Here is a 23,500-nt window from a genome sequence, read left to right as displayed (position 1 = left end):
GGAGCATACCTGCGTCTACACCTTCAAATGCGACTGCCCCGTCCTTTCCGCCGCAAAGGCCGCATCACCATCGCCATCATGCCGCGCGGCAAATGTTGTGAGTGCTTCGATGAGCGCCTCAACCTCCGTCTCGTTGCTCAGCGGATTCATCACTACGAAGCGCAGATAGAGCGCGCCGCGATAGGTGGTGGTGGTCAGATACAGGCTGCCATCCTCGACGATGAAGGCCCGGAGCGCCTTGTTATAGGCATCGACATCGATGTCCGGCCGCTCCGGCACGTAGCGAAACAGCACGATGTTGAACTGGGGCTCGACCGGCATTTCCACTTGCTCGATGGCGGCGAGCTTGGCGACGAACAATGCGGTGATCTCACAGATGCGGTCGATCAGGGTCTCGTAGACCGAGCCGCCATAGAGGGACATCACCGCCCAGAGCGAGAGCGCGGCGGCGCGTTTGGTGCATTCGGCGGTGGCGAGGCCACAGTCGAATTCATGGGCATCGTCGCTGTCCTCGACGAACAGGAAGGGCGCGTCTTGGCTGAAGGCGAGATATTTGTTGCGGGGGTTCTTGTAGAACAGATAGGTGGAGAGCGTCGGCACGAACAGCATCTTGTGGGCATCCCAGATGACACTGTCGGCCCGCTCGATGCCCTCGATCAGATGGCGATGCGCCTTCGAGAAGCTCACCGCGCCGCCATGGGCGGCATCGACATGCAGCCATATGCCATGATGTTCGCAGAGATCGGCAATGGCCGGCAGCGGATCGAAGGAGCCGGTGCGGGTCGCGCCAGCCGAGGCGACGACGGCGATTACGGGGACGGCGCGGCGCTTGAGGTCGTCGAGCAGATCAGCCAAGGCCTGCGGATCGGTGCGGCCGGCAGCATCCGACGCCACATACAGACATTGCTCGGCGCCGAGCCCGATAATGCCCGCCGCCCGGGCGATGGAGTAATGGGATTCCATGTGGGTGATCACCACGGGCTTCGTCTCCAGTCCTGTCAGCCCCTGGCTCCAAGCATCGCCCAACAGCTTGTTGCGCGCTGCGATCAGGGCGGTCAGGTTGGCGAGCGTGCCGCCTGAGGTCACCAGGCCGGAAAAGCTGCCAGGGACAAAGCCCAGCTGTTCGCCCAACCGCTCCACCATGGCTTTCTCGACCGCCGTGGTCCAGGGGCCGAGCTCGTAGATCGCCATGCCTTGGTTGACGAGGGCTGCCGCCAGCTCGAACACTGCGGCCAGCGGCAGGGGCGGGGCCAGCTGATGACCGATATAGCCGGGATGATGCAGGCGCTGGCTGTTGGCCAGCAGGTCGTCGATCATGGTGCCCGCCCGGTCGGCCAGTGTCCTTGCATCGCTTGGTGTCGCTGCCGTTGCCGCATCGAGCCATGCCCGGGCATCGAGCAGATTGAGCCGTGGCGGACGTGCCGTCATCACCTTGCCATTGCGGCTCTGGACCTGTTCGAGATGGTCGCTCAGCCGCCCGACGACCACTTGCGCCAGCAGCCGGAATGTTTCGGAATCATATAGCTGTTTAATGATGGCTGCCGGATCGCTCTGGTGACAGTCGGTCCGCTTTGCCGGTGGCGTCTGCTCGATATAGAAAGCTTGCGACATCAAAATACCCTTTGAAGATATATTTAGGAGAAATGCGCAGGGCTTTACGCTCGTGAAGGCGTAATAATATGCAATAATATATTCAGCTATTCTCGCGAATTTCGACACGAAACATTTGACGTGTCAAGTTCTTGCAGAATTTCAACTCAGAAAAATCCTGCGTCTACCGTTCGACGGGACAAAGTGCATACAAACAATGCAGGATGATACAGATCAGGGCAGGTCTTTGCGCATCCAGGTGACGCTGTATCCCTCAACGAACTCCTCAAGGCTGCCGACGACGGCATAGCCGTGCCGCTGATAGACGCGGCGGGCAGCGGGATTGATTGTATCGAGATAGACAGCCTTGCAGCCACGTCTGCGGGCTTCTTCTTCCGCTGCGGCCAGCAACTGGCCGGCCAAGCCGTGACCACGCCGATGTTCCGGCACGAACAGCATGGCGATAAACAACCATTGCCGTCCAGTGCGGCCAAACAGCCCGCCTTCCAGCTTTCCCTCGGCATCATGGAGGGGGACGAAGAGCTTTTGCAGGTTGGCGGGACCGCCGAGCATCTCATCATGGTAATCGCTCAAGACGCGATCGATGAAAGCCTCGTTCTCTTCGGAGATGTCGTCGAAGACCTCGAGTTTTTCCATCACGGTTCTCCGCTAACCTGTCGATATCTTTAAAAGCGCTTCATCATCATTGTGAGAGCGAAATCATCGATAAAATGATCGATTGTCCCGAAAATCTCATAGCCGTATTTTTGGTAGGCCGTTGTGGCGGCGGGATTGGCTGTCTGGATATGGGCGCCCTTGCAGCCGCGTCTGCGGGCCTCTTCTTCTGCCAGAGCCAGCAACTTTCCGACAAGGCCTTTGCCGCGCAACGGTTCTGGGATGAAGAGAATATCGATATCCAGCCAGCCTCTAGCCGTGCGGCCGCTCAATCCGCCCTCGACCTGACCATGCTGGTCTTCAAGCGGAATGAACAAGCCTTTATGCCCGCCGGTGCTGCCAAACATGGCGTTGTTATATGCGGTCAGCCGGCCTGAGATCAGGCTCTTCACATCAGGCGGGACCTCATCCAGAACCTGAAAGACGGCCGGCACGTCCATCACCGTCCCTCGCGCCACCACATGGCCGAGACCGCAAACAGCAGCAGGGCGAGGCCGCTGAAGCCGGCAAACAGCGGCATGGTGTCGACGCCCTTCAGCAGGGTTTCGCTGGTCATGCGGATGGCCATGCGCTGGTTGTCGTTGCTGCGCACGGGGCCGCTGACCGGGAGAATGTCAGGCACGGTAACGCCGCCCTGGCCATCGTCCAGCCGCTTGATCAACCCGTGGGTGGCGTCGACGACCGGCTGCATCAGGACGGGCGTCGAGATCATCGCCTTGAACTCCGGCGCGTCCAGAGCGCCGATATGGACGAGGGTGGAGAAGGTGCCGATGGCGACTGTGAACAGGCCGGTTTCGCTCAACCGGCGTTCCGCCGTGTAGCGGCCCGGCTCGGTTTCGGTCAGCGGCAGTTGCTGGCTCTTGCCTGACGGGCCGGTGAGGGTTGCAGGGCCGGGATCGCCGCCGATGGTCTGGCGGGTTACGGTCAGCAGCCGGCCACTGGCGCGGGCGGTCAGCGCTTCCTCTTCCAGTTCCGGTTCCTTCATCAACCAATGGGCGATGCGGCGATAGAGCGCCACATGCGGGCCGCCGCCTTCAAAGCCGCGCGCCCAGAGCCAGCCCTGGTCAGACAGCAGCATGGCAACCCGGCCTTCGCCGGCGCGGTTCAGCACCAGGAGCGGCTTGCCGTTGGCGGTCATAACCGTTTCGCCCTGGGGCGGATCGACATCGACCGTGCGGAACCAGCGGCCCCAATGCGGCGGCTCGGCGTTGGCGCCCTCGAGGTCGCGGGTGACGGGGTGCTTCTTGCCGATGTCAGACAGGCGCGGGTAGAAAGCGCCGTCCAGCATATTGCCGGTGGGCGCTGCTGGTAGCACCGAGGCGAGCGGAGTCGTCGCGATCGAGTCCTCGCCGGCATGTTCGGGGCCGGCGGCAATCAGCAGCGCGCCACCCTTGCGCACATATTCGGCGATATAGTCATAGTAGAGGATCGGCAGCACGCCGCGATGCTGGTAGCGGTCGAAGATGATCAGGTCGAAATCGTTGATCTTCTCGACGAACAATTCCCGCGTTGGAAAGGCGATCAGCGACAATTCGTTGATCGGCGTGCCGTCCTGCTTTTCCGGTGGCCGCAGAATGGTGAAATGCACCAGATCGACCGAAGCATCCGATTTCAACAGGTTCCGCCAGGCGCGTTCGCCGGCATGAGGCTCGCCCGACACCAGCAGTACCCGCAGGTTCTGCCTGATGCCGTCGATCAGATGCACGGTCTTGTTATTGATCTCGGTGACTTCGCCGGGCAGGCCGGAGACGGAAAATTCCAGCACATTGCTGCCGGCGCGTGGCACCGCGAATGAATAGGGCGTTTCGGCGCCGGGCACGGCCTGGAAGGAGCCGCCATCCTGGCCATTGATCTTGACGGTCACGGTTGCCGGGGCCGCAGTCGTGCCGCTCTTTCGTCCTTCGTCGATCACCCGGATCGACATGTCCTGGCCCTGGCCGACAATGCCGAAGCGCGGTGCGCGCACCACTTCGATGCGCCGGTCGACTTCGCCCGCCTTGCCGGTCAGAAGTGCGTGGACCGGTGCGTCGAGGCCGAGCGATTTCGGATTCGCTGGCACGTCATGCACCTGGCCATCGGTTATGAAGATCGCGGCCCCGATCCGGGCCGGCGGCACGTCCGAGACCGCCGAATTCAGCGCTTCGAACAGCCGAGTCGACGGTGTGTCGGCATTCTCAGGCGTCTTGGCTTCGACAATGCGCGGCTCGATATCCGGGAAACGCGAGAGCTTGTCCTTGACAGCCGCCAGCGCCTTGTCGGTCATGGCATTGCGGCTGGCAATATCGGTCTGGCTCTGGCTGCGGTCGACGATAACAGGCACGACGGTCGAGAGCTTGTCCCGGTCTTCGGAGAGCAGCTGCGGATTGGCAAGGGCGGCAATCAGCGCTGCAAAGGCGATCAGCCGGATGGTGGTGCCGCGCATGCCACGGCGAAAGCCGATGGCCGCCACAACAAGCGCCAGCACGGCGACAGCGATCAACGCCCAGATCGGCAGGAAGGGGGAGAAGGAAAGGCTCATCTCAGGATCACGCCCATCTCATTGTCCCAACCGTTCCAGCAGGGCCGGCACATGCACCTGATCGGCTTTGTAATTGCCGGTCAGCATATACATCATGATATTGACCCCGACGCGGTATGAGATTTCCCGCTGGTTTTCGTCCGGCGGCACTGTTGGCAGCAGCGGCACGCCATTGTCGTCAACCGCCCAGGCGGAGAGGAAATCATTGCCTGTAATAATGATCGGCGTCACGCCATCGCCGCCCGAGGTCAGGCCGTTCTGGCTGGCGCGGGCCTCCTGGCGCGCTTCTACCCAAAGCGGGCTGCCGGCATAGCGACCGGGATAGGTGTGCAGCAGATAGAAGGACCGGTTGATCACATGGTCCTTCGGCACCGGCTCCAGCGGCGGAATGTCGATATTGGCAAGGATCTGGCGCAGTCGCTCGCCATTGGCGCTGACGCCGGCCTCGCCATTGCCGAGACTGTTCAATTGGTCGCGGGTGTCGAACAGCACGGTGCCGCCGGCGCGCATATAGGCGTCGATCCGGCTGATTGCCTCGGCGCTCGGCATCGGCGCCGTTGCCGAAATCGGCCAGAAGATGATCGGAAAGATCGACAGCTCGTCCTTGGCGATATCGACTCCGACGGGCGCGCCGGGCTCCAGCGTGGTGCGATAGGTCAGAAACTCGGTGAGACCCGCGAGACCGCGTTCCGACAGCCGGTCGACATCGGCCTCGCCGGTCTTCACATAGGCGAGATGGGTGGTGTCCAGCCTTTGCAGCAGGATATCGTCGCCGGGCTTGCTGTCATCGGCCAGCGCGGGATGCGGCAGCGCGGTGGTCAGGGCTGCGCCGAGCATGGCTGCCAGGATCACCGCAGTGCCGGCACCTTTCGGCGTCCGTAGCTTGCCTAAGCCGGCAAAGGCGCCGCCCATGAGCAGCACGACGAGGCTGTCGATGACGAACAAGGCCAGCGCCAGTGCCAGAAGCGAAGGCTTCAGCGGTGTTGCCGTTGCGCCGGCCAGCGGCTCACGCACCACCGGCAGGGTGAGGCCGGTCAGATCGAGCGGCTTCAGTTCCGCGCCAGAGGGCAGCAGGTTAAGGGCAGTGAAGCCGTCTTCCGAGCCATAGAGGCCGGGCGGGTTGTCGAAGCTCGCGGCGGCAGGCCGTTTGGGGCCAAGTTCCAGCGGCTTGGCATTGCCGGCTTCTGCCGTCAGCGCGCCGCGATCGGTCAGCAGCCGGTAGGGCGGCAGGCTCGGGGCGGCGGCTGTGGCATTGCTGCCCGTTGCTGCGCCGGCTGTTGTCGCACCTGCTGTATGCGCCATCTGCACGACCCTGCGCAGCATTTCCACGAATTCGCCCGAGATTGGCAGGTTGGACCAGCTGGCCTCGGCGCTGACATGGAAGAGCACGATGCGGCCAGCGCCGATATCGCGAGCGGTCACCAGCGGCGTGCCATCGGCAAGGCTAGCCCAGGTGCGGCTGGCGAGGTCGGGTGTCGGTTCGGCCAGGACCTGGCGCTTGACCAGCACGCCGTCGGGCGGATCGAGCCCGGCAAAGGGACTTGTTGGCGCAAAGGGTGCCAAGGGCTGCGGCTCGGACCAGGAGAGCGCGCCACCGAGCGCCCGTTCGCCCTGGCGCAGCGTCACCGGCACCAGCGGATCGTCGCCGGGGGCTGCGGCCAGACGCGGGCCGGCAAAGCGGATCAGCGTGCCGCCACGCTGGACGAAGCGCTGCAATTGCTGCTGCATTTCAGGCGGCAACCGGCCGATATCAGCCATGATCACGGCCGAAGGATTTTGCTGCAGCAGATCGGGAATTGCGGTCGCCAGATCCTTGTCGTTGGACTTGATCAGGTCGGCATAGGGCTGCAGCGCCCGCTGGATGTAATAGAGCGGCGACAGCAGCGGCTGGAATTCGTCATTGGCATCGCCGGAGATCAGCGCCACCTTGCGGCGACGAAAACCGTCATCGAGCAGATGAACGGCGCCGGCACTGGCAAGGCCTGACAGGCTCAACCGCGCAAAATCGTTGCGCAGCTCGAAAGGCGCGGCGATCTCTGCTTTCGCCACGGTTTCGCCGGGCGCAAAGGTTGCGGTGCCAGAGGCAATCGGCCGGCCCTGCTGGTCCTGCGCATCGACGATCACTTGCTGCGGCCCGCCTGCCGCAAGCCGGGTGACCTTGGCAATCAGCTGGTCGGCATTGTTGGTCGCCTCGGTCAGTGCCAGCGTGTCGCTGCTGTCATCGGCAATCAGCCTGATTTCACCGGGGGCAAGCGCCGAGAGGCTTGCGGCCAGGCCTTCATCGGGCTTTGCCGCCATCCCGTCGCTGAGAAAGGCGAGGGTGCCGGGACGGGTGCCTTTCAATGCGGCGGAAAGTGCTGCGAGCGCGCGTCCACGATCCGGCACCAGCGGCCTCGGCTTGGCTGCGCTGAGTTTTTCGCGGGCGGCAGCGGCGCTTGATGGCGTTGCATCCTGGCTTGGCTCGGCGGTCAGCACCAGCGAGACCGGCACATTGCGGCTCTCGGCTTCATCGATCAGCCCGTTGGCGGTGTCGAGGCGCTCCTGCCAATCGATGACGCTGGCCCAGCTGTTGTCGATGACGAGCACCAGCGGCCCATCGCCGGATACGGATGCGCCGCGTGGGTTGAGCACGGGTTCGGCGAGCGCAAAGATAACCAGGACAGCCATCGCCATGCGCAGCAATGTCAGCCACCAGGGGCTTCGAGCCGGCGTCTCCTCGCGCTTCAAGACGCGCGCCAGAATCCGCAACGGCGGAAACACTTCCGTCTGCGGGCGCGGCGGCGTCAGTTTCAGCAGGAACCAGATGGCCGGCAGCACGACGAGTGCGCCAAGCAGGGCAGGGCTCATAAAGGCCAGCGGAAAACCACCCATCACGCACCTCCGCCTTTGCCGAGTTGCGGGGCGCCTGACAGATGCATGTGCAGCTTAACCAGTGCCTCGGACGCCAGCCGGTCGGTGAGATGCGGGGTAAAGCTCCAGCCCAGCCGGCGCAGGTTGTCGCTCAAGGCGTCACGGCGCAGGAAATAGGCGCGGCGATAATCGTCACGGATGCTTTCCGCCCGGCCGGACACCAGCTTTTCGCCACTCTCGGGATCAATGAATTCGGTGCGGCCGGCATAGGGGAAATCCTGTTCTGCGGGATCGGCGATCTCGACCACGTGGCCGCGCAGCCCGCGCCGGGCCAGCGGCGCGATGCCGGCCATGATCGTCTCGGCCTCATCGAGGAAGTCGCCGATCAGCACGATATCGCTGGCATTGCGGATCATGTCGGTGCGCGGAAAGCCGGCATCTGGAAGGCCTGTGGTTTCGGGCGCATGGATCAGTGCCGTCGCCAGCCGTTCGGCGGCATTGCGCGCCGCAATCGGCTCCATCACGCCGGGGCAGCCGATGCGCTCGCCGGAGCGGGCCAGCACTTCGGCCAGTGCCAGCATCAGCACGAGGGCACGGCTTTCCTTAGAGACCGAGCCGAAGCGCGACTTATAGAGCATGGAGGGCGACAGATCAGCCCAGAGCCAGATGGTGTGGGCCGCTTCCCATTCGCGGTCGCGGATATAGAGATGATCGTCGCGGGCCGAGCGGCGCCAGTCGATCCCTGCCAGGCTTTCGCCTTCGGCATAGGGGCGGAACTGCCAGAAATTCTCACCCATGCCGCGTTTGCGCCGTCCATGCCAGCCGGCAATCACGGTATTGGCGATGCGTTTAGCCTCCACCATGCAGTCGGGGATCAGGGCGGCGCGCTGACGGGCACGCGCCAAGGCGTCGCCGGTCTCCGTCTTGTCGACGATCCGTCCCTGAACTGCCTGCTGGAATGCAACCAAAACGCTGATGTCTCCGTTAATCGATCGGGATTAATGCCGGTTCTGCTTGATCAGGCCGGCAATCACGTCGCGCACTGCCATGCCTTCGGCGCGGGCCGCAAAGGTCAGCGCCATGCGGTGTTGCAACACGGGTTCTGCCAGCGCATGCACATCATCGATCGACGGCGCCAGCCGGCCTTCGTAAAGGGCACGGGCGCGGGCGCAGAGCATCAGCGCCTGACCGGCGCGCGGGCCGGGGCCCCAGGCGACATGCTTGTCGGTCTCGGCGTGGCCCTGGCCTGGACGGGCGGCGCGTACCAGCGACAGGATGGCGTCGACGACGCTGTCTGGCACCGGCATCTGACGGATCAGCTTCTGGATATCGGAGAGCCTGCCCGCATCGAGCACGGCGCCGGCCTGGTTGTCATGCACGCCTGTCGTGTCGAGCAGGATCTGCCGCTCGGCGGCAAGGTCGGGATAGCCGACATCGACCTGCAGAAGGAAACGGTCGAGCTGGGCTTCCGGCAGCGGATAGGTGCCTTCCTGTTCCAGCGGGTTCTGGGTGGCAAGAACGTGGAAAGGTGCAGGCAGATCATAGTGCTGGCCGGCGATGGTGATGTGATATTCCTGCATGGATTGCAGCAGCGCCGACTGGGTGCGCGGGCTGGCGCGGTTGATTTCGTCGGCCATCAGCAACTGGGTAAAGACCGGGCCTTTGACGAAGCGGAAGGAGCGGCGGCCGTTTTCGTCCTGATCCATCACCTCGGTGCCGAGAATATCCGAGGGCATCAGGTCGGGGGTGAACTGGATGCGGTTGGCGTCGAGGCCGAGAACGGTGCCGAGTGTCGTCACCAGCTTGGTCTTGGCGAGACCGGGCACGCCGACCAGCAGGGCATGACCGCCGGAGAGAATGGCGAGCAGGGTGTTTTCCACCACCTTTTCCTGGCCGAAGATCACCTTGGAAACCTCTGCGCGCACATCAGCGATTTCCGACAGCGCCTGCTGCGCCATGGCGACCACGGCCTTGTCGTCGAGGCCGCTATCCGTGTTGTTCATCATGCCCATGGCGGTCTCCCTGGCTGCTTGCCCTTGATGCGGCTATATCGTCCTGCCGCCGCTCGGGCTGTTCCCAGGCAAGATAGAGGCGCCTGAAAAAGGATCAATGAGAATCGATCAATGCGTGCGTTGACGCAATTTGTCTAACTTATTCTCCACGGGGCGGCTGACAAGCGTCATTCAAATGACTATCTCGTGTCCTTCCTTCTTACGGTTGAAACCGGGGCGCAAACATGGCAGGCGACGAAGACAGACGGTCAGGTGATGCGGCGGATCTTGCTGCAATGATCGCCCGCGCGGCCGAGCAGACGGCGGGCGGCAAGCCCGGCCTGCCGCCGGTAGAGCGCTGGAATCCGGCCTTTTGCGGCGATATCGACATGGAAATCAAGGCAGACGGCCAATGGTTTTACATGGGGACGCCAATCGGCCGAGCGCCGCTGGTGCGCTTGTTTTCGACCGTGCTGCGCAAGGACGAGGACGGGAAAACCTATTTGGTCACGCCTGTGGAAAAACTCGGCATCCGGGTGGCCGATGCGCATTTCTTGGCCGTGGAAATGACGGTTGCGGACAAGGACGGTGTGTCTGTTCTGACCTTTCGCACCAATGTCGGCGATGTCATCGAGGCTGGGCCGGAGCATCCGCTGCGCTTTGTAATTGAAGGCGAACAGAGCCAGCTGAAACCCTATCTTGCCGTGCGCGGTCGGCTGGAGGCGCTGGTGTCGCGGGCCGTGACTTATGACTTGATGGCGCTGGGCGAGGTGGTCGAGATCGACGGGGAAGCAATGTTTGCGATCCGCGCCAGTGGCGCTTGCTTCCCGGTGCTGCCGGCCGCCGATCTGGAAGGATTGCTGAATGACTGACCGCGGCACTGATCTTGCTTTGCCGCTCTACACCGCCGCAGAGTTTCGCCGGCGGGCGCAAAGCCAGGCCGGCGGGCCGATCGACAGCGCCTGGCGCGAACACGGCGACCATGTGCTCAATGCCGATATGCTGGCAACGCTGGAGGGCATGCGGCTGAAGGATGCGGCCGTGCTGGTGCCTGTGGTTGATGACGGCGCCAATACGCGGGTGATCCTCACCCAGCGTACCGTCAAATTGCGCAAGCATTCCGGCCAGATCGCCTTTCCCGGTGGCGGCATAGATGCTGATGATGCCAGCCCCGAGGCTGCGGCGATGCGGGAGGCTCAAGAAGAAATCGGCCTTGATCCGCGTTTCGTCGAGCCGGTCGGGCGGCTGCCACATTATCTCGCCGGCACTGGCTTTCGCATTACGCCGGTTCTGGCGGTGGTGCAGCCCGGTTTCAAGCTGACCATCAATCCGGATGAAGTGGCCGAGGTGTTCGACGTGCCGCTGTCCTTTCTGATGAACCCTGACAACCATCGCCGCGACGCCAAGGTCTGGAACGGTATTCTCAGGCATTTCTACGTGATGCCCTATGGTGAGCGCCAGATCTGGGGCATTACCGCCGGCATTCTGCGCACGCTCTATGAAAGGCTCTATGCATGACCTCAGTTGCGGATCAGTCCTGGTTTCAGGATGCGGGCCTAGCAGAGGTCTTTGCCCTGCTGAATGCCGATGGCGGCGAGGTGCGGGTGGTGGGCGGCGCGGTGCGCAATAGCCTGATGGGCGAGCCGGTCGGCGATATCGATCTGGCAACGACGCTGGTTCCATCAGAGGTGACTGCACGGGCGCAGGCCGCCGGCATCAAGGCGGTGCCGACAGGCATCGGCCATGGCACTGTGACGCTGGTCGTGAAGGGGCAGCCTTTTGAGGTCACGACGCTGCGCCGTGACGTGACGACCGACGGGCGCCACGCCGAAGTGGCCTTCGGCACCGATTGGCAGGAGGATGCCGAGCGGCGGGATTTCACCATCAACGCTCTCTATGCTGATGCGTCCGGCGAGGTGATCGATCTCGTTGGCGGCCTCAAGGATATCGAAAACGGTACGCTGCGCTTCATCGGCGACGCCAGGCAGCGGATTGCCGAGGATTATCTCAGGGTCCTCCGCTTTTTCCGTTTCTTCGCCTGGTACGGGCGCGGCCGGCCGGACGCCGAAGGTTTGCGCGCCTCGGCGGCCGCGCGCGACGAGCTGCATCGGCTCTCAGTGGAGCGGGTCTGGTCGGAAACCAAGAAAGTGCTGCTGGCGCCCGATCCGGGCCGGGCACTGCTCTGGATGCGTCAGGCCGGCGTACTCACCGCCATCCTGCCGGAAACCGAGAAATGGGGGATCGACGCTATCCCCGGGTTGATCGCCACTGAAATGGCGCTCGGTTGGAAGCCGGACCCGATGCTGCGGCTCGCCGCTATCGTGCCGACCGATGCGGAGCGGCTGAAGGCGATGGCGGAGCGGTTGAAACTGTCGCGGGCCGAGGCGGATTTCCTGCAGCTGTTTGCGAGCGCTCCTGCGGTCAAGGATGACATGTCGGAACTTGCCCTCGACCGGCTGATTTATCGCCACGGCAAGGCGGGCATTCTGGCGCGGCTGAAATTGGCCCTGGCGAATGCGCGAGTGAAGGCGGAGCAGGATACGTCCGCCATGGCGACGGCAGCGCGCTGGCTGAAACTTGTCGAGCGGGCAAAGGCCTTTGACAAGCCGACCTTTCCACTGTCCGGCGCAGACGTGATTGCGAGTGGTATTTCGCCGGGACCAGATGTGGGACGGTTGCTGGGGGAACTGGAGGATGCCTGGGTGCAGGCCAATTTCAGCTTCAGCCGGGAGAAATTGCTCACCCGGCTGCAGGACGCCGTCAATCGGCCGGCGTGATAGGGCAAAATAGCCCTATCAATTCCGTATCGTCAGTTGGATAAATCAGGCGGCGCGGTCGTCCTTGCGGATATCGGCAGCGGCGCTGCTGTCCATCGGTCCGCCACCGACATCGGTGATGCGGGCGCGGACGTTATGCACCATATTTTCGCGGATCACGGTTTCTCCGTGCACCATGCGCATATGCTCGACAGCACGGTGCACAACTTCAGCCTCTTCATTGGCCCGCGTATGCCATTCGCAACCCGGGACCAGACTTCCGCATTCAAACTGTTTCATGATCTTCTCCCTCACTGTGGCGTCCCAATGGAAAACGACGAGCGTTTCAATGTCCTCGTGTCACTTGGTCTGACGCGGGGATTTGACGCGAGTTTCCCCGAAACCGACCTTGGCGGTTTCAGGTCAATGCTTCTTTGAAGCATGATGTCTAACAGCAAAAAACAGGATGGGTTCCGATCGGGAGCGAGAACGGCCATGCATGTTGGGATATAGTGAAAGCGACAGTATTTTTTGGATGACCGGTCTCTGCCGGCAATCGCTGCCCATCCGCTGGTAGTGAAGGGGCGGTGCCGCCCCTTCTAACCATGGTACCCTAACGGGGCTCCTATTCCGGCATAGCCCAGGCGTAGAAAACCGAGCTTGGCGCGTTTACGACGGTCTTGCTGACCATCCTGTAAGCGTCATTTGCGCGGTGTTCACGGCCATGCAAGCCGGCCAGCCGCAATTTTGCCTGTTCGACAAAGTAGCAATGCGGCAGGTTGGCATCACTGGATGCCTTCAGGTCGTGGGCAATACGGTCGATCAACTCGGCCGTGTCGATCAGCCGGTCTCTGTGGTCCGGGCTGATCGGGTCTGCGGGGTTGGTCATGCTGTGCTTAGCCATTGCAATCCTCCTCCTCATTCCATGAACGACAGGATAGCACGAGTGCGCGACATGCCAATGTTAAAAATCAATTAACACGCGAGTAATGCAGTCTTTGTTAATCAAGAAAATATGAATTGATCCTAGGGAACCTTTTTGACCCCTAGAATCATATGGAATTAACGATGATTTGCGCCGTTTCGGCGCAATTTTTCGTTTCGCTGTGGCGCGCCTGCCTGGGAAGACAGGTGCTATGGGCTTTTCACGGCCAGCGCACCAGCGGTGGCATCGACGACAAAATCGATTCGACATTGCCGCCGGTTTTCAGGCCGAAAATCGTGCCGCGGTCGTAGAGCAGGTTGAATTCTACGTAGCGGCCACGGCGTACCAGTTGTTCCTCGCGATCGGCCTCGCTCCAGTCCTGGTTGAAATTGCGGCGTACAAGATCAGGGTAGACGGCAGCGAAGCGGCGGCCCACCTCCTGGACGAAAGCAAAATTGGCTGCCCAGAGATCAAACTTCTCACCGGCATGCAGCCAATCGAAGAAAATGCCACCGATACCCCGTGGCTCCTGGCGGTGGGGCAGGAAGAAGTATTCCTCGCACCAGGCCTTATAGTGCGGATAATCGGCGACATCGGGATGAGCCGTGCAGGCGCTTTCCATCGCCGCGTGAAATGCCAGCGTATCGGCATCTTCCTGGGTGCGGCGTCGGTCGAGGACCGGGGTCAGGTCGGCTCCGCCGCCGAACCACTGGCTTGTCGTGACGACCATGCGGGTGTTCATGTGCACAGCCGGCACATGGGGATTGCAGGGGTGGGCGATCAGCGAGATGCCCGAGGCCCAGAAGCGCGGGTCTTCTTCGGCACCCGGCATCTGCTTGCGGAACTCTGGCGAGAACTCGCCGTGCACTGTCGAGGTATGGACGCCGACCTTTTCGAAGACGCGTCCGGTCATCATCGACATGCGACCGCCGCCGCCGAGCCCTTCCTCGCGCTGCCAGTCTTTCGGCGCAAATCGGCCGGGTTCCCGGTCAGACAGTGGCCCGGTCAGCTCGTCCTCCAGCGCCTCGAAAGAGCGGCAGATCTGGTCGCGCAGGCTTTCAAACCAGGCGCGAGCCATGGCCTTCTTACCCTCAATATCCTCGGGCAAACCTTTGGGCAGGGTGGGTCTTTGCATGGACTTTTCCTATGGACGTCTGGGGCTGGCCGGCAGATTGGCCTTAAGCGATGGCATAACAGAGGCAAGCGTATCGCGCCATCGACAGTCGGTAGGGCACTGGAAAAATTGCTGCGTCTCACCTATTCTTGAGGTCTTAAACAGGATTGCCTCCATGACCGGAAAGCTTCCACCACCACCGCTCGACGGCCTGAAACGACAGATCGACCGGCACCGCCGCAGGCAGGATAAGGCCTCTCTCAACACGGCCCCGTCTGGCAGCGGTGCTTTCGTGCGAGAAACTTTCCGGCTCGACCGCGAGGCGGCGCGCGAAAAGGCGCGCGAATGGTTCGATACCTATCCTAAAGCGGCCTATTGGACTGAGGTGGAAAGCTGGCGCCAACTCGATGGCGACGCGATCGAATTTACCATGCGCCGCTTGTCTTCGGCAGACTGATATGCGGTCGGATGCCTAAGGTTTCCCGCCGTTCATAATGGCACCAACCTACTTGTCTTTTCTCCACATCTTTTCGCTGAATAATGGCTGGATCATTAAATTTATAGCGTTCGCGGCAAGATGATGGAAACGGCTATTCGTTTACACTTTCCTCATAATTAGGGCTTGTTGAGCCTGCATCCCGTGAACATGGAAGCCTTCTTCGAAAGGCCAGCCCAAGCTGGCCTGCGGGTTCGCGTTTCCGTGCCCGGGGCAAGCATGGCGTCAAGTCTGTCGCGCTGTCTGTATCTATAATGGAGGGCTCCCATGGACTCCGTCTCGATCAATTCCACGTCGGCTTCGGCCCTGTCTCTGCTCAGCGGCTCCTCTCGGGCGCTTGAGACGACAACGACGCGCGTTGCGACCGGCAAGGCGGTCGACAAGGCCTCAGACAATGCAGCCTATTGGTCGATTGCCACGACGATGAAATCCGACAGCCTTTCGCTGTCGAGTGCCGGCGATGCCACAGCACTTTCCGCGGCCGTGGCCGATACGGCAGCGCTCGGGCTCGACCAGGCAACGGATCTCGTCTCGGATATTCAGGCAAAGCTGATCAGCGCCAAGGCCGTTGGGTCCGATCGGCAGGCGGTCAACGGCGATATCGATCAACTGAAGGCGCAACTGACCACCGTGGCGCAATCCTCCAGCTTCAACGGCCAGAACTGGCTGGCGCTTGGCGAAAACCAGTCGCCGAAAGTCACCTCGATGGTGGCCTCGGTCGGTTCCGATGCGCAAGGCAATCTGGCTGTCGAGGTGACCAATTTCGATACGGCGCAGAGCGTGCTGACCAGCCAGAACGATGCGGCCGACGGTATCCTGACCCGCTCCTATCTCAGTGTCGGATCGGATGGCAGCGCCAACGACTATTATCTGCTCGATGTCGGCTCGAAGACGCCGGCGAGCCCGACCGCGGCGCAGATCATGATTTCCAACGACACGTCCAACGCCCAGATCGATGCGATGATCGGCGCGACGAAATCGATGATCTCGAGCATGGTCGATGCGAGTGCGGCCGTCGGCGCCACGCAAAATCGTATTTCCGGAAGTGCCGATCTGATGAAGTCGCTTGAGAATACCGCGAATACGGCTCAGGCTCGCATAACCAACTCCGACACGGAGGAGGATTCAACCAATCTCTCCGTCGAAAGCGCCCGCGCCGCTCTGCGGATCTCGGGGCTGAACATCGCCAACAGTCAGCAGAAGAGCCTGACGCAGTTGTTCATGTGAGGCTTCGACGCCGCGCCTTTTATAAAACCCACGGCGCTGTAAATCGCCTGCATTACGATTGAGCCCCAAGGCATGCCTCTGTTTGGAAGCAGGCCATGGGGCCGCGTATTTTCAATTGCTCCGCGAATGAAGGGTTCAGCGCTTGCGCGGCCGCTTGCGACTGCCATTGCGGGGTTGGTTGGGGCCGGGGCGGTTCTGCACGGGTTGCTTTGGTGTTGTCGCCAGCTTGGCGATAACGGGCGGCACAGCCGGGCTTTCTGCAACCTGCGCTGCCGGGGCAGGGAGAGCGGTTTCGGTGACGGCAACGGCGTCAACCGCAGCAGGGACGACGGGCGCCGGATCGGCGGGCTTATCGGCTTTCGCCTCGGCCTGGACTGGGGCCGGGGTTACGCCGGCTTGCGGCGCTTGCACGTCCTTCTTGTCGCTCGTGGCTGCCCGTGGGGCGGGGGCCTCGAGTACCGGCTTTACTACCTGCTTTGCTACCGGCTCTGGCGGCGCCTCTTTTGCAGCCTCAATTACCACAGGCTCTGGAGCAGAGACGGTGACGGTCTCCGTCTTGGGTTCCGCTAGGGTAACGGGGGCAGGCTTGTTGGCTGCTTTCGTCTCGACCGGAGCTGATGCGGCTTTTTCGGCCTTCGCCTCGATCACCGGTTCAGGAGTGGGTGCAGTGGGTTTGGTCTTGACGATGCTCAGAGGTTTTGGGGCGGGCGTCTTTAATTCTACAGGCTTTGCCACGGTTTCCGGTTCAGGCTTTTTAACCGCTTCGCCCGTCTGCGCCTTCGCCATCGGCTGATCGGATACGGGCTGATCGGACACGGGCTGGTCGGCCAGGACCTGGGTGAGGAGGGCGGTGACATTAAGCGCGCCCGGCAGGGAGGTGTTGGTGGAATGGCCGGCGCGGGGCACGCGTATCGTGTTTGCGGTGGGACCTCTTGCGTTCATTTCGCCGTACCAGTCCAACTCGCCCATGACCGATAGCGGTGCTGCGAGGGGCTCAGGCAAGGCGATGCGGGTGCCGAAGCTGATGACGCGCATGCGTTCGCGCAACTGCGCCAGGCGGCTTGGCGCTTCCTCGGCGATGGCGGTGAGTGCCTCGTTGACGATGAGGTTGCCTTTGGAATGACCGGTGACGAGATCGAAGCGCAGCTCGTTGTGCATGAGCAGCGCCTCCACCGTATCGGCGTCGAGGCTGGTGCGGCGGGGTGCATCATGCAGCGTTGGGCGCCGGGTGTAATCGCCGAAATGCGGGCGGCCCACCATGTCGTCGATCATTTCGAAATTGCGGCGCAGGAAGCCGAGATGGCCAAAGAAGAAGTTGCTGCCGAGTGCTTCTGCCACGAGATCGCCGAGGCCGTAGCCGGACACGACAGCGGCCACGGGCGCGCCGACCGCGTCAGCGACATTGCGGGCGAAGGCTGCGGAGCCGGCCGCCGAGCCGCCAATGCCGGCAACGGCCATGACCCGAACCTGGCGGCCACCGCGCAGCAGATATTCATCCACGGTTTCGCACAGCGTCAGCATGCCCTGGCCGGTCGGCGGCACGATCATGATCAGCCCTTCGGCCGCAAGCGCGCCGCTGATGTAAAAGGCTTCGTCCGAAGTCAGCGCCCGGATGTCATAATAAAGTGCGTCGAGGCTGGTGTTGCGCAGCCGCCAGAGCTCCAGCGCCGCATTGCGGAAGGGGCGGCGTTGCAGCCTTTCCGGTAGCGACAGCGATCGGGCGAATTGGGTCAAGCCGAAGGTGAATGCCGTCTCGAACATGAAGTGTCTCCCCAGAAATTTTGCTGCATTGCAACATATGGGTGTGCATTTCGATTAGCAATGATTACTTTAACTATTAATCACTCACGCCCAGGCTGTGAAGTCCAGCAAGCGACTTCTTGTGGTCTCCATGCTCAGTCATAGCGGATTGATGCGCTGCCGACCTTGCGAAAAGCCAAGTTGGATTTAGTTTACGTCTGTGACGTTTTTACGGTGGCGCATGCGCTCAAGCCTTTTTTGGGCTCCGTTCGGATGGAAGCCGGGTTCCACTTTTCCTAGAACACTCAGGCTTTCACTTGGCGCAGGGCTTCGCCAGCAATCATCGCCGCCGACATCGCCACATTGATGGACCGCTGCCCCTCGACCATCGGGATCAGGATGCGGGCATCGGCACCCTCGTGGACGGCATCGGGCACGCCGGCGCTTTCCCGGCCGAACAGCAGGATATCGTCGTCGCGGAAGGAAAAATCCGTATAGGGCATGGCCGCCTTGGTGGAGGCCAGCACCAGCCGGCGGCCGGTCGTTGCGCGCCACGCTTCGAACTGCGTCCAGTTGACATGCCTGACCATCGTCACCGAGGCGAGATAGTCCATGCCTGATCGTTTCAGGTTGCGATCCGACAGGATGAAGCCTGCCGGCTCTATGATGTCGACGCCGAGCCCGAGACAGGCGGCCAGCCGGAGGATCGTGCCGGTATTGCCGGGAATATCCGGTTGGTAGAGGGCAATGCGGAGCATGGTCGAGAGGGCGCCGGTCATAGATATGGTCATGGAACGGCCATAGCCGGTCTGCTGCGGCCTGTCTGTGGTCGATGGGCAACAGGTGCCGGTCAAAGCGGCAAATGCTCTCAATTGCGACTTTCCATTCACCGCCGGCGACTTTAAACCTTCTCTATCTTAACTCGAGACAGGGAGGCCCGCATGATTGATATCGACTGGATGTGCCGACTCCTTGCGCTTTCGCGCCGTAGGCGTTGAACCGTCCCGACGTTTTCCCATTTATCTTTTCACTGGTCTGACTGTTGCGCTTTTGCCCCGCCTTTGAGGGCGCGCGCGGTCTGGCCACCAATCGGCCGGCCCCTGCGGCTGGCTGCCCTTTCCGGAATCTCGCCTGCCGGCCTTTGATGACGCCGCGCCGGCTCCCCGGCATACCCGATGGAGACCGACCATGTTCACCTGGTTCGAACGCCGCCTCGACCCCTATCCGACGGAGCCGCCTGGCCTGCCGCCCAAGGGTCTTTTCCGCTTCATCTGGCATTATACCAAGCCTGCGGCCGGCTGGCTGGCGCTGATGGCCGGGCTGGTCATGATGATTGCCATCGGCGAGGTCATGCTGTTCCAGTTTCTTGGAGACATCGTCAACTGGCTGTCGCATGCCAACCGTGGGACCTTCCTGTCGGAGCAGGGCTGGCGGCTGGCGGGCATGGGCGCGTTGGTGCTGATCTTCCTGCCGGGTATCGCCACGATCAATTCGATGATCGTGCATCAGACGCTGCTCGGCAATTTCCCGATGATCGCCCGCTGGCAGATGCACCGTTTCCTGCTCAACCACTCCATGACCTTCTTCGCCAATGAGTTTTCTGGCCGGGTCTCCACCAAGGTTATGCAGACCTCGCTTGCTGTGCGCGAAACGGTCATTAAGGTGCTCGACGTTTTCGTCTATGTCGGGACCTATTTCATCTCGATGCTGGTGGTGATTGCGTCAGCCGATCTGCGGCTGCTGGTGCCGATGCTTGTCTGGCTCGCCATCTATATCTCCATCGTCTCCTATTATGTGCCACGGCTGCGCAAGATCGCCGCCAATCAGGCCGATGCCCGCTCGATGATGACCGGCCGGGTGGTGGACAGCTATACCAATATCGCGACCGTCAAGCTGTTCTCCCACACCAGGCGTGAGGAGGATTACGCCAGGGGCGCGATGGACGAATTCCTGCAGACCGTGCATGCGCAGATGCGCAAGATCACGCTGTTCCAGGTTCTGGTCTATCTCAACAATTGCGTGGTGATCTTTACGATCGGCGCGCTCTCCGTCTGGCTGTGGCTGACGGCTTCGATCGAGGTCGGCGCCATTGCCATTGCCATCGGCCTCGCGATGCGGGTCAACAGCATGTCGCAATGGGTGATGTGGGAAGTCTCGGCACTGTTTGAGAACATCGGCACCGTCTATGACGGCATGGACATGATGACCAAGCCGCATGACATCGCCGACCGCGCCGATGCCAAGCCGCTGGCGGCACCGCATGGCGAGATCGTCTATGACAAGGTCCGCTTCCACTACGGCAAGGCCAAGGGCGTGATCGAGGATTTCTCGCTGACGATCAAGGCTGGTGAAAAGGTTGGCCTGGTCGGGCGCTCCGGTGCCGGCAAGACGACACTGATGAACCTGCTGCTGCGCTTTTATGACGTGGAACAGGGCAGCATCACCATCGATGGCCAGGATATTTCCAACGTCACCCAGGACAGCCTGCGTTCCCTGATCGGGGTGGTCACTCAGGATACCTCGCTGCTGCATCGCTCGATCCGCGACAACATCGCCTATGGACGGCCCGATGCCAGCGATGCCGAAGTGATCGAGGCGGCCAAGCGCGCCAATGCCTGGGACTTCATCGAGACCCTGGTCGACATGCAGGGCCGGGCAGGGCTCGATGCGCAGGTGGGCGAACGCGGCGTGAAGCTGTCGGGCGGCCAGCGCCAGCGCATCGCCATCGCCCGGGTGTTCCTGAAGAACGCGCCGATCCTGGTGCTGGACGAGGCGACCTCGGCGCTTGACTCAGAGGTAGAGGCCGCCATCCAGGAAAGCCTGTTTGCGTTGATGGAGGGCAAGACGGTCATCGCCATCGCGCACCGGTTGTCGACGCTGACGGAAATGGACCGGCTGGTGGTGCTGGACAAGGGCCGGATCATCGAGACCGGCACCCATCACCAACTCGCCAGCCAGGGCGGCGTCTATGCCGACCTCTGGAGCCGCCAATCCGGCGGCTTCCTGGCCGACGACGTTGTTGAGGACGTGCAGGACACCGCGGCGGAGTGACGATAGGCGGCATGCGTGTCATGTCATGACATGCATGCCGTTCTAATCTGCTCATCCGTCGGCTTCGATGCGATGCTTCGTGCTGGAGGGGCCCGCCATATGGAAGCGTTCACAGACGTTGCGACTTTGGACGATATCGGCCCGTGGGCAGAGCTTCGCGCTGCGCTATGGCCGCATCATTCCCTTGCGGACCATCGTGCTGAACTTCGCCGGGTATTTTTGTCTGATAGTGGGAAAGCCGTCGCATTCCTCGCGCGAAATGCTGTGAAGGAGGTTGTCGGGTTCGCTGAGGCGAGTTTGCGCCACGATTATGTCAATGGCTGCAGCAGTTCGCCCGTTCTATTTCTGGAAGGGATCTATGTCCGGCCCGAGGATAGGCGAAAGGGCATCGCGCGCTTGCTATGCAATGCTGTCGCCGGTTGGGGAAAGTCGCTCGGATGCGTCGAATTTGGCTCCGACGCGCCGCTTGAAAATTCCGCCAGCCACGCGCTGCACATGGCTTTAGGGTTTGAAGAGACACAGCGTGTCGTGTTCTTCAAAAAGCCGCTGTAGAGCGCTCAACCCTGGAGTGACGAAGGCGGAACTGAATGCTCTGGCTTGGCACTCCGGAAAGGAGCCAAGACAAGTCGTTCAGTCCCGCCCCACGCTCTAATCTGTCGAACCTGCCTCCAGCGATCAAGCCACGCGTCTTGACGACGCACCGTGGCCGCTCATTTGGCCTCTTGCCCCCGACACCTTGAATCCGCCGATGAGATCTCGGAGCTTCTCCGCCTCGCTGGCAAGTTCCTGGGCGGCAGCACTTGCCTCTTCGACCGTCGATGCATTGCGTTGGGTGCTTTGATCGACGACGCCGACGGCGGCGTTGATCTCCTTGATGCCCTGGAACTGTTCGCCCGTTGCCTGGGAAATCGCCTGGACATGGTGATCGATTTCCTGGACCTGTTCGGAGATTTCGTTGAGCGCTGAACCGGTCTTGAAGACGAGGCCGACACCGCGCTGGACCGAGGCGCTTGACGCCGTGATCAGATCCTTGATGTGCTTGGCCGCTCCGGCCGATCGTTGCGCGAGTTCCCGCACTTCCTGGGCGACGACGGCAAAACCCTTGCCGGCTTCGCCTGCTCGTGCTGCCTCGACGCCGGCATTCAGCGCCAGAAGGTTGGTCTGGAAAGCGATCTCGTCGATCACGCCGATGATGTTGGCGATTTCGCGCGAGGATCCCTCGATCTCATTCATCGCATCCGTCGCATCCTTGACGATCAGCCCCGAGACCTTGGCATGTTCGCGGGTTTTTGTGACCAACAGACTGGCCTCGCCGGCGCGGGAGGCAGAGTCCCTGACTGTCGTGGTGATAGTATCCAATGCGGCAGCGGTTTCTTCTACAGACGCTGCCTGGCTTTCGGCATTCTTGGCGATGTCGTCGGAGACAGCGCCGATGACCTTGGCGTTGTCGGCCAGCAATTCCGCCGAATGCTTGATGGCGGCGACGGTTCTCTCCAGCGAGCGGGCCGCCACGTTGAAATCCTCTCGCGTCTTCATCAGCGCGGGGTCGATCCTGTCGGTGACTTCGACAGTCAGGTCGCCATTTGCAAGCGTGCTGATCGCCTCGCCGATGCGGTCGACGGCGTCCATGCGGGAGGTGATGTCGGTTGCGACCTTGATGACCTTGTAGACCTTGCCACGGGAGTTGAACACGGGCGTATAGGCCGCCTGGATCCACACGCGCTTGCCGCCTTTGCCGTAGCGAACGAAGTTGTCGGCGATGAATTCGCCGGCGCGCAGCCTCACCCAGAAATTGTCGTAGTCCGCCGTCTTCGTATAGTCGGGATCGCAGAAAAGCCTGTGATGCTTGCCCTCTATCTCGGCGAACGTGTAGCCCATCGCATCAAGGAAATTCTGGTTGGCGTGAAACACGGTTCCATCCGGCTCGAACTCGATGATGGCCTGGGATTGATCGATGGCGCGAATCCGGTTTTCGTCATCGAGGGCGGCAATCCGTGTCTTGGTAATGTCTGTCGCAATCTTGAGGATGCGGACGACTTTTCCGTTATGGAAAACGGGATTGTAGCTCGCTTCGATCCAGATGTCGGTCTGGTCCTTGGTCTGGCGGCGAAACTGCCCGCGCTGAAACTTGCCGCTGGCAAGTTCCTTCCAGAAGGTCTCATAGGAGGGCGAGTTGCGGATTGTGTCCTCGCAAAACATCCGGTGATGTTTGCCGATGATCTCGTCACGGGCATAACACAGAGCCTTGCAGAAATTGTCATTGGCGTCGAGCACCCTGCCATCCGGCGAGAACCAGATCATTGCCTGAGATTTCGAGATCGCATCGAGGTCTTCGGCCAGCTTGTTGGCCTGCAGGAAATTGCGGAACGTCATTGGAAACAGCCATCCTTGAGTTTTCAAGGGTAATTCAACCAAAGAGTTATTTAAAATTGTCTAATATCAATAAATAGGAATATATTCGGTATGACTTTGAGCCTGCTGGTGGGCTCTGATCACGCAAATATAACCGCTGCCGGCCGGCGGGCGCCTTGGCGCCTGCTGGCAATGGCCCTAATTTGGCTCGGAAG

Annotated in this window: 20 protein-coding genes; 7 read left to right on the top strand and 13 right to left on the bottom strand. The window is 61.6% G+C overall.

Going from position 1 to position 23,500, the window contains the following annotated elements; all coding sequences use genetic code 11:
- Positions 1–15: 15 nt before the first annotated feature.
- The 7 genes from BJF91_RS14065 to BJF91_RS14035 form a co-directional block, all read right to left on the bottom strand.
- Positions 16–1,611 (bottom strand): pyridoxal phosphate-dependent decarboxylase family protein, encoded by a 1,596-nt coding sequence (locus tag BJF91_RS14065; RefSeq protein WP_075615098.1) that lies wholly within the window; start codon positions 1,609–1,611, stop codon positions 16–18.
- A gap of 213 nt (positions 1,612–1,824) precedes the next feature.
- On the bottom strand, positions 1,825–2,247 hold the full coding sequence (locus tag BJF91_RS14060; protein WP_075615097.1) for a GNAT family N-acetyltransferase: 423 nt from the start codon (positions 2,245–2,247) through the stop codon (positions 1,825–1,827).
- A gap of 29 nt (positions 2,248–2,276) precedes the next feature.
- Positions 2,277–2,705, bottom strand: coding sequence for a GNAT family N-acetyltransferase (locus BJF91_RS14055; RefSeq protein WP_075615096.1), 429 nt, complete (start codon positions 2,703–2,705; stop codon positions 2,277–2,279).
- Positions 2,705–4,783 carry a hypothetical protein gene (locus BJF91_RS14050; RefSeq protein ID WP_075615095.1) on the bottom strand — a complete coding sequence of 693 codons (2,079 nt, stop codon included), beginning with the start codon at positions 4,781–4,783 and terminating at the stop codon, positions 2,705–2,707. Before BJF91_RS14050 ends, BJF91_RS14055 begins: the two co-directional genes overlap by 1 nt.
- Before the next feature lie 18 nt (positions 4,784–4,801).
- Complete coding sequence (locus tag BJF91_RS14045; protein ID WP_075615094.1) at positions 4,802–7,654, bottom strand: DUF4159 domain-containing protein; 2,853 nt, start codon at positions 7,652–7,654, stop codon at positions 4,802–4,804.
- A complete protein-coding gene (locus BJF91_RS14040; RefSeq protein WP_075615093.1) occupies positions 7,654–8,601 on the bottom strand; it encodes a DUF58 domain-containing protein in 948 nt (315 codons plus the stop codon). The genes BJF91_RS14045 and BJF91_RS14040 overlap by 1 nt, the downstream gene beginning before the upstream one ends.
- 30 nt (positions 8,602–8,631) lie before the next feature.
- Positions 8,632–9,645, bottom strand: coding sequence for an AAA family ATPase (locus tag BJF91_RS14035; RefSeq protein ID WP_075615092.1), 1,014 nt, complete (start codon positions 9,643–9,645; stop codon positions 8,632–8,634).
- 224 nt (positions 9,646–9,869) lie between these two features.
- Here BJF91_RS14035 and BJF91_RS14030 point away from each other — a divergent pair, with 224 nt between their 5' ends.
- The 3 genes from BJF91_RS14030 to BJF91_RS14020 are packed head-to-tail and all read left to right on the top strand — an operon-like array spanning position 9,870 to position 12,401.
- On the top strand, positions 9,870–10,496 hold the full coding sequence (locus BJF91_RS14030) for a DUF1285 domain-containing protein (protein WP_075615091.1): 627 nt from the start codon (positions 9,870–9,872) through the stop codon (positions 10,494–10,496).
- The gene (locus tag BJF91_RS14025) at positions 10,489–11,142 is read left to right on the top strand and encodes a CoA pyrophosphatase (protein ID WP_075615090.1); all 654 of its coding nucleotides are present in this window, start codon (positions 10,489–10,491) and stop codon (positions 11,140–11,142) included. The genes BJF91_RS14030 and BJF91_RS14025 overlap by 8 nt, the downstream gene beginning before the upstream one ends.
- Complete coding sequence (locus BJF91_RS14020; RefSeq protein ID WP_075615089.1) at positions 11,139–12,401, top strand: CCA tRNA nucleotidyltransferase; 1,263 nt, start codon at positions 11,139–11,141, stop codon at positions 12,399–12,401. The genes BJF91_RS14025 and BJF91_RS14020 overlap by 4 nt, the downstream gene beginning before the upstream one ends.
- A 45-nt stretch (positions 12,402–12,446) precedes the next feature.
- Here the strand turns inward: BJF91_RS14020 and BJF91_RS14015 are convergent, their stop codons facing one another.
- The 3 genes from BJF91_RS14015 to hemF form a co-directional block, all read right to left on the bottom strand.
- Complete coding sequence (locus BJF91_RS14015) at positions 12,447–12,680, bottom strand: DUF1059 domain-containing protein (protein ID WP_075615088.1); 234 nt, start codon at positions 12,678–12,680, stop codon at positions 12,447–12,449.
- 325 nt (positions 12,681–13,005) lie between these two features.
- Positions 13,006–13,284 carry a hypothetical protein gene (locus BJF91_RS14010; protein WP_083943310.1) on the bottom strand — a complete coding sequence of 93 codons (279 nt, stop codon included), beginning with the start codon at positions 13,282–13,284 and terminating at the stop codon, positions 13,006–13,008.
- 241 nt (positions 13,285–13,525) lie between these two features.
- Complete coding sequence (gene hemF, locus BJF91_RS14005) at positions 13,526–14,440, bottom strand: oxygen-dependent coproporphyrinogen oxidase (RefSeq protein ID WP_075615087.1); 915 nt, start codon at positions 14,438–14,440, stop codon at positions 13,526–13,528.
- A 154-nt stretch (positions 14,441–14,594) separates the two neighbouring features.
- Between hemF and BJF91_RS14000 the strand changes: the two genes are divergently transcribed.
- Positions 14,595–14,876, top strand: a complete 282-nt coding sequence (locus BJF91_RS14000) for a hypothetical protein (RefSeq protein ID WP_075615086.1) — start codon at positions 14,595–14,597, stop codon at positions 14,874–14,876.
- A 306-nt stretch (positions 14,877–15,182) separates the two neighbouring features.
- Positions 15,183–16,142 carry a flagellin N-terminal helical domain-containing protein gene (locus tag BJF91_RS13995; RefSeq protein ID WP_075615085.1) on the top strand — a complete coding sequence of 320 codons (960 nt, stop codon included), beginning with the start codon at positions 15,183–15,185 and terminating at the stop codon, positions 16,140–16,142.
- Positions 16,143–16,277: 135 nt separating this feature from the next.
- On the opposite strand, the gene BJF91_RS13990 is transcribed toward BJF91_RS13995, so the two are convergent.
- Entirely contained in the window at positions 16,278–17,903 is a 1,626-nt protein-coding gene (locus BJF91_RS13990) for a hypothetical protein (RefSeq protein WP_075615084.1), read from the bottom strand.
- 284 nt (positions 17,904–18,187) lie between these two features.
- Positions 18,188–18,673, bottom strand: coding sequence for a tRNA (cytidine(34)-2'-O)-methyltransferase (locus BJF91_RS13985; protein WP_184412694.1), 486 nt, complete (start codon positions 18,671–18,673; stop codon positions 18,188–18,190).
- A 397-nt stretch (positions 18,674–19,070) separates the two neighbouring features.
- On the opposite strand from BJF91_RS13985, the gene BJF91_RS13980 reads away from it, so the two are divergent.
- Together BJF91_RS13980 and aac(6') are read left to right on the top strand one after the other, a co-directional pair.
- Positions 19,071–20,933 (top strand): ABC transporter ATP-binding protein, encoded by a 1,863-nt coding sequence (locus BJF91_RS13980; RefSeq protein WP_075615082.1) that lies wholly within the window; start codon positions 19,071–19,073, stop codon positions 20,931–20,933.
- Between the two features lie 99 nt (positions 20,934–21,032).
- Positions 21,033–21,485: an aminoglycoside 6'-N-acetyltransferase gene (aac(6'), locus tag BJF91_RS13975; protein ID WP_075615653.1), complete on the top strand. Its 453-nt coding sequence runs from the start codon at positions 21,033–21,035 to the stop codon at positions 21,483–21,485.
- Between the two features lie 123 nt (positions 21,486–21,608).
- On the opposite strand, the gene BJF91_RS25500 is transcribed toward aac(6'), so the two are convergent.
- On the bottom strand, positions 21,609–23,306 hold the full coding sequence (locus tag BJF91_RS25500; protein WP_075615081.1) for a methyl-accepting chemotaxis protein: 1,698 nt from the start codon (positions 23,304–23,306) through the stop codon (positions 21,609–21,611).
- Positions 23,307–23,500: the final 194 nt, after the last annotated feature.

The sequence above is a fragment of the Gillisella taibaishanensis genome (assembly GCF_001938985.1).
Lineage (GTDB): Bacteria > Pseudomonadota > Alphaproteobacteria > Rhizobiales > Rhizobiaceae > Allorhizobium > Allorhizobium taibaishanense.
This window is presented reverse-complemented; position numbering and strand designations above follow the sequence as displayed.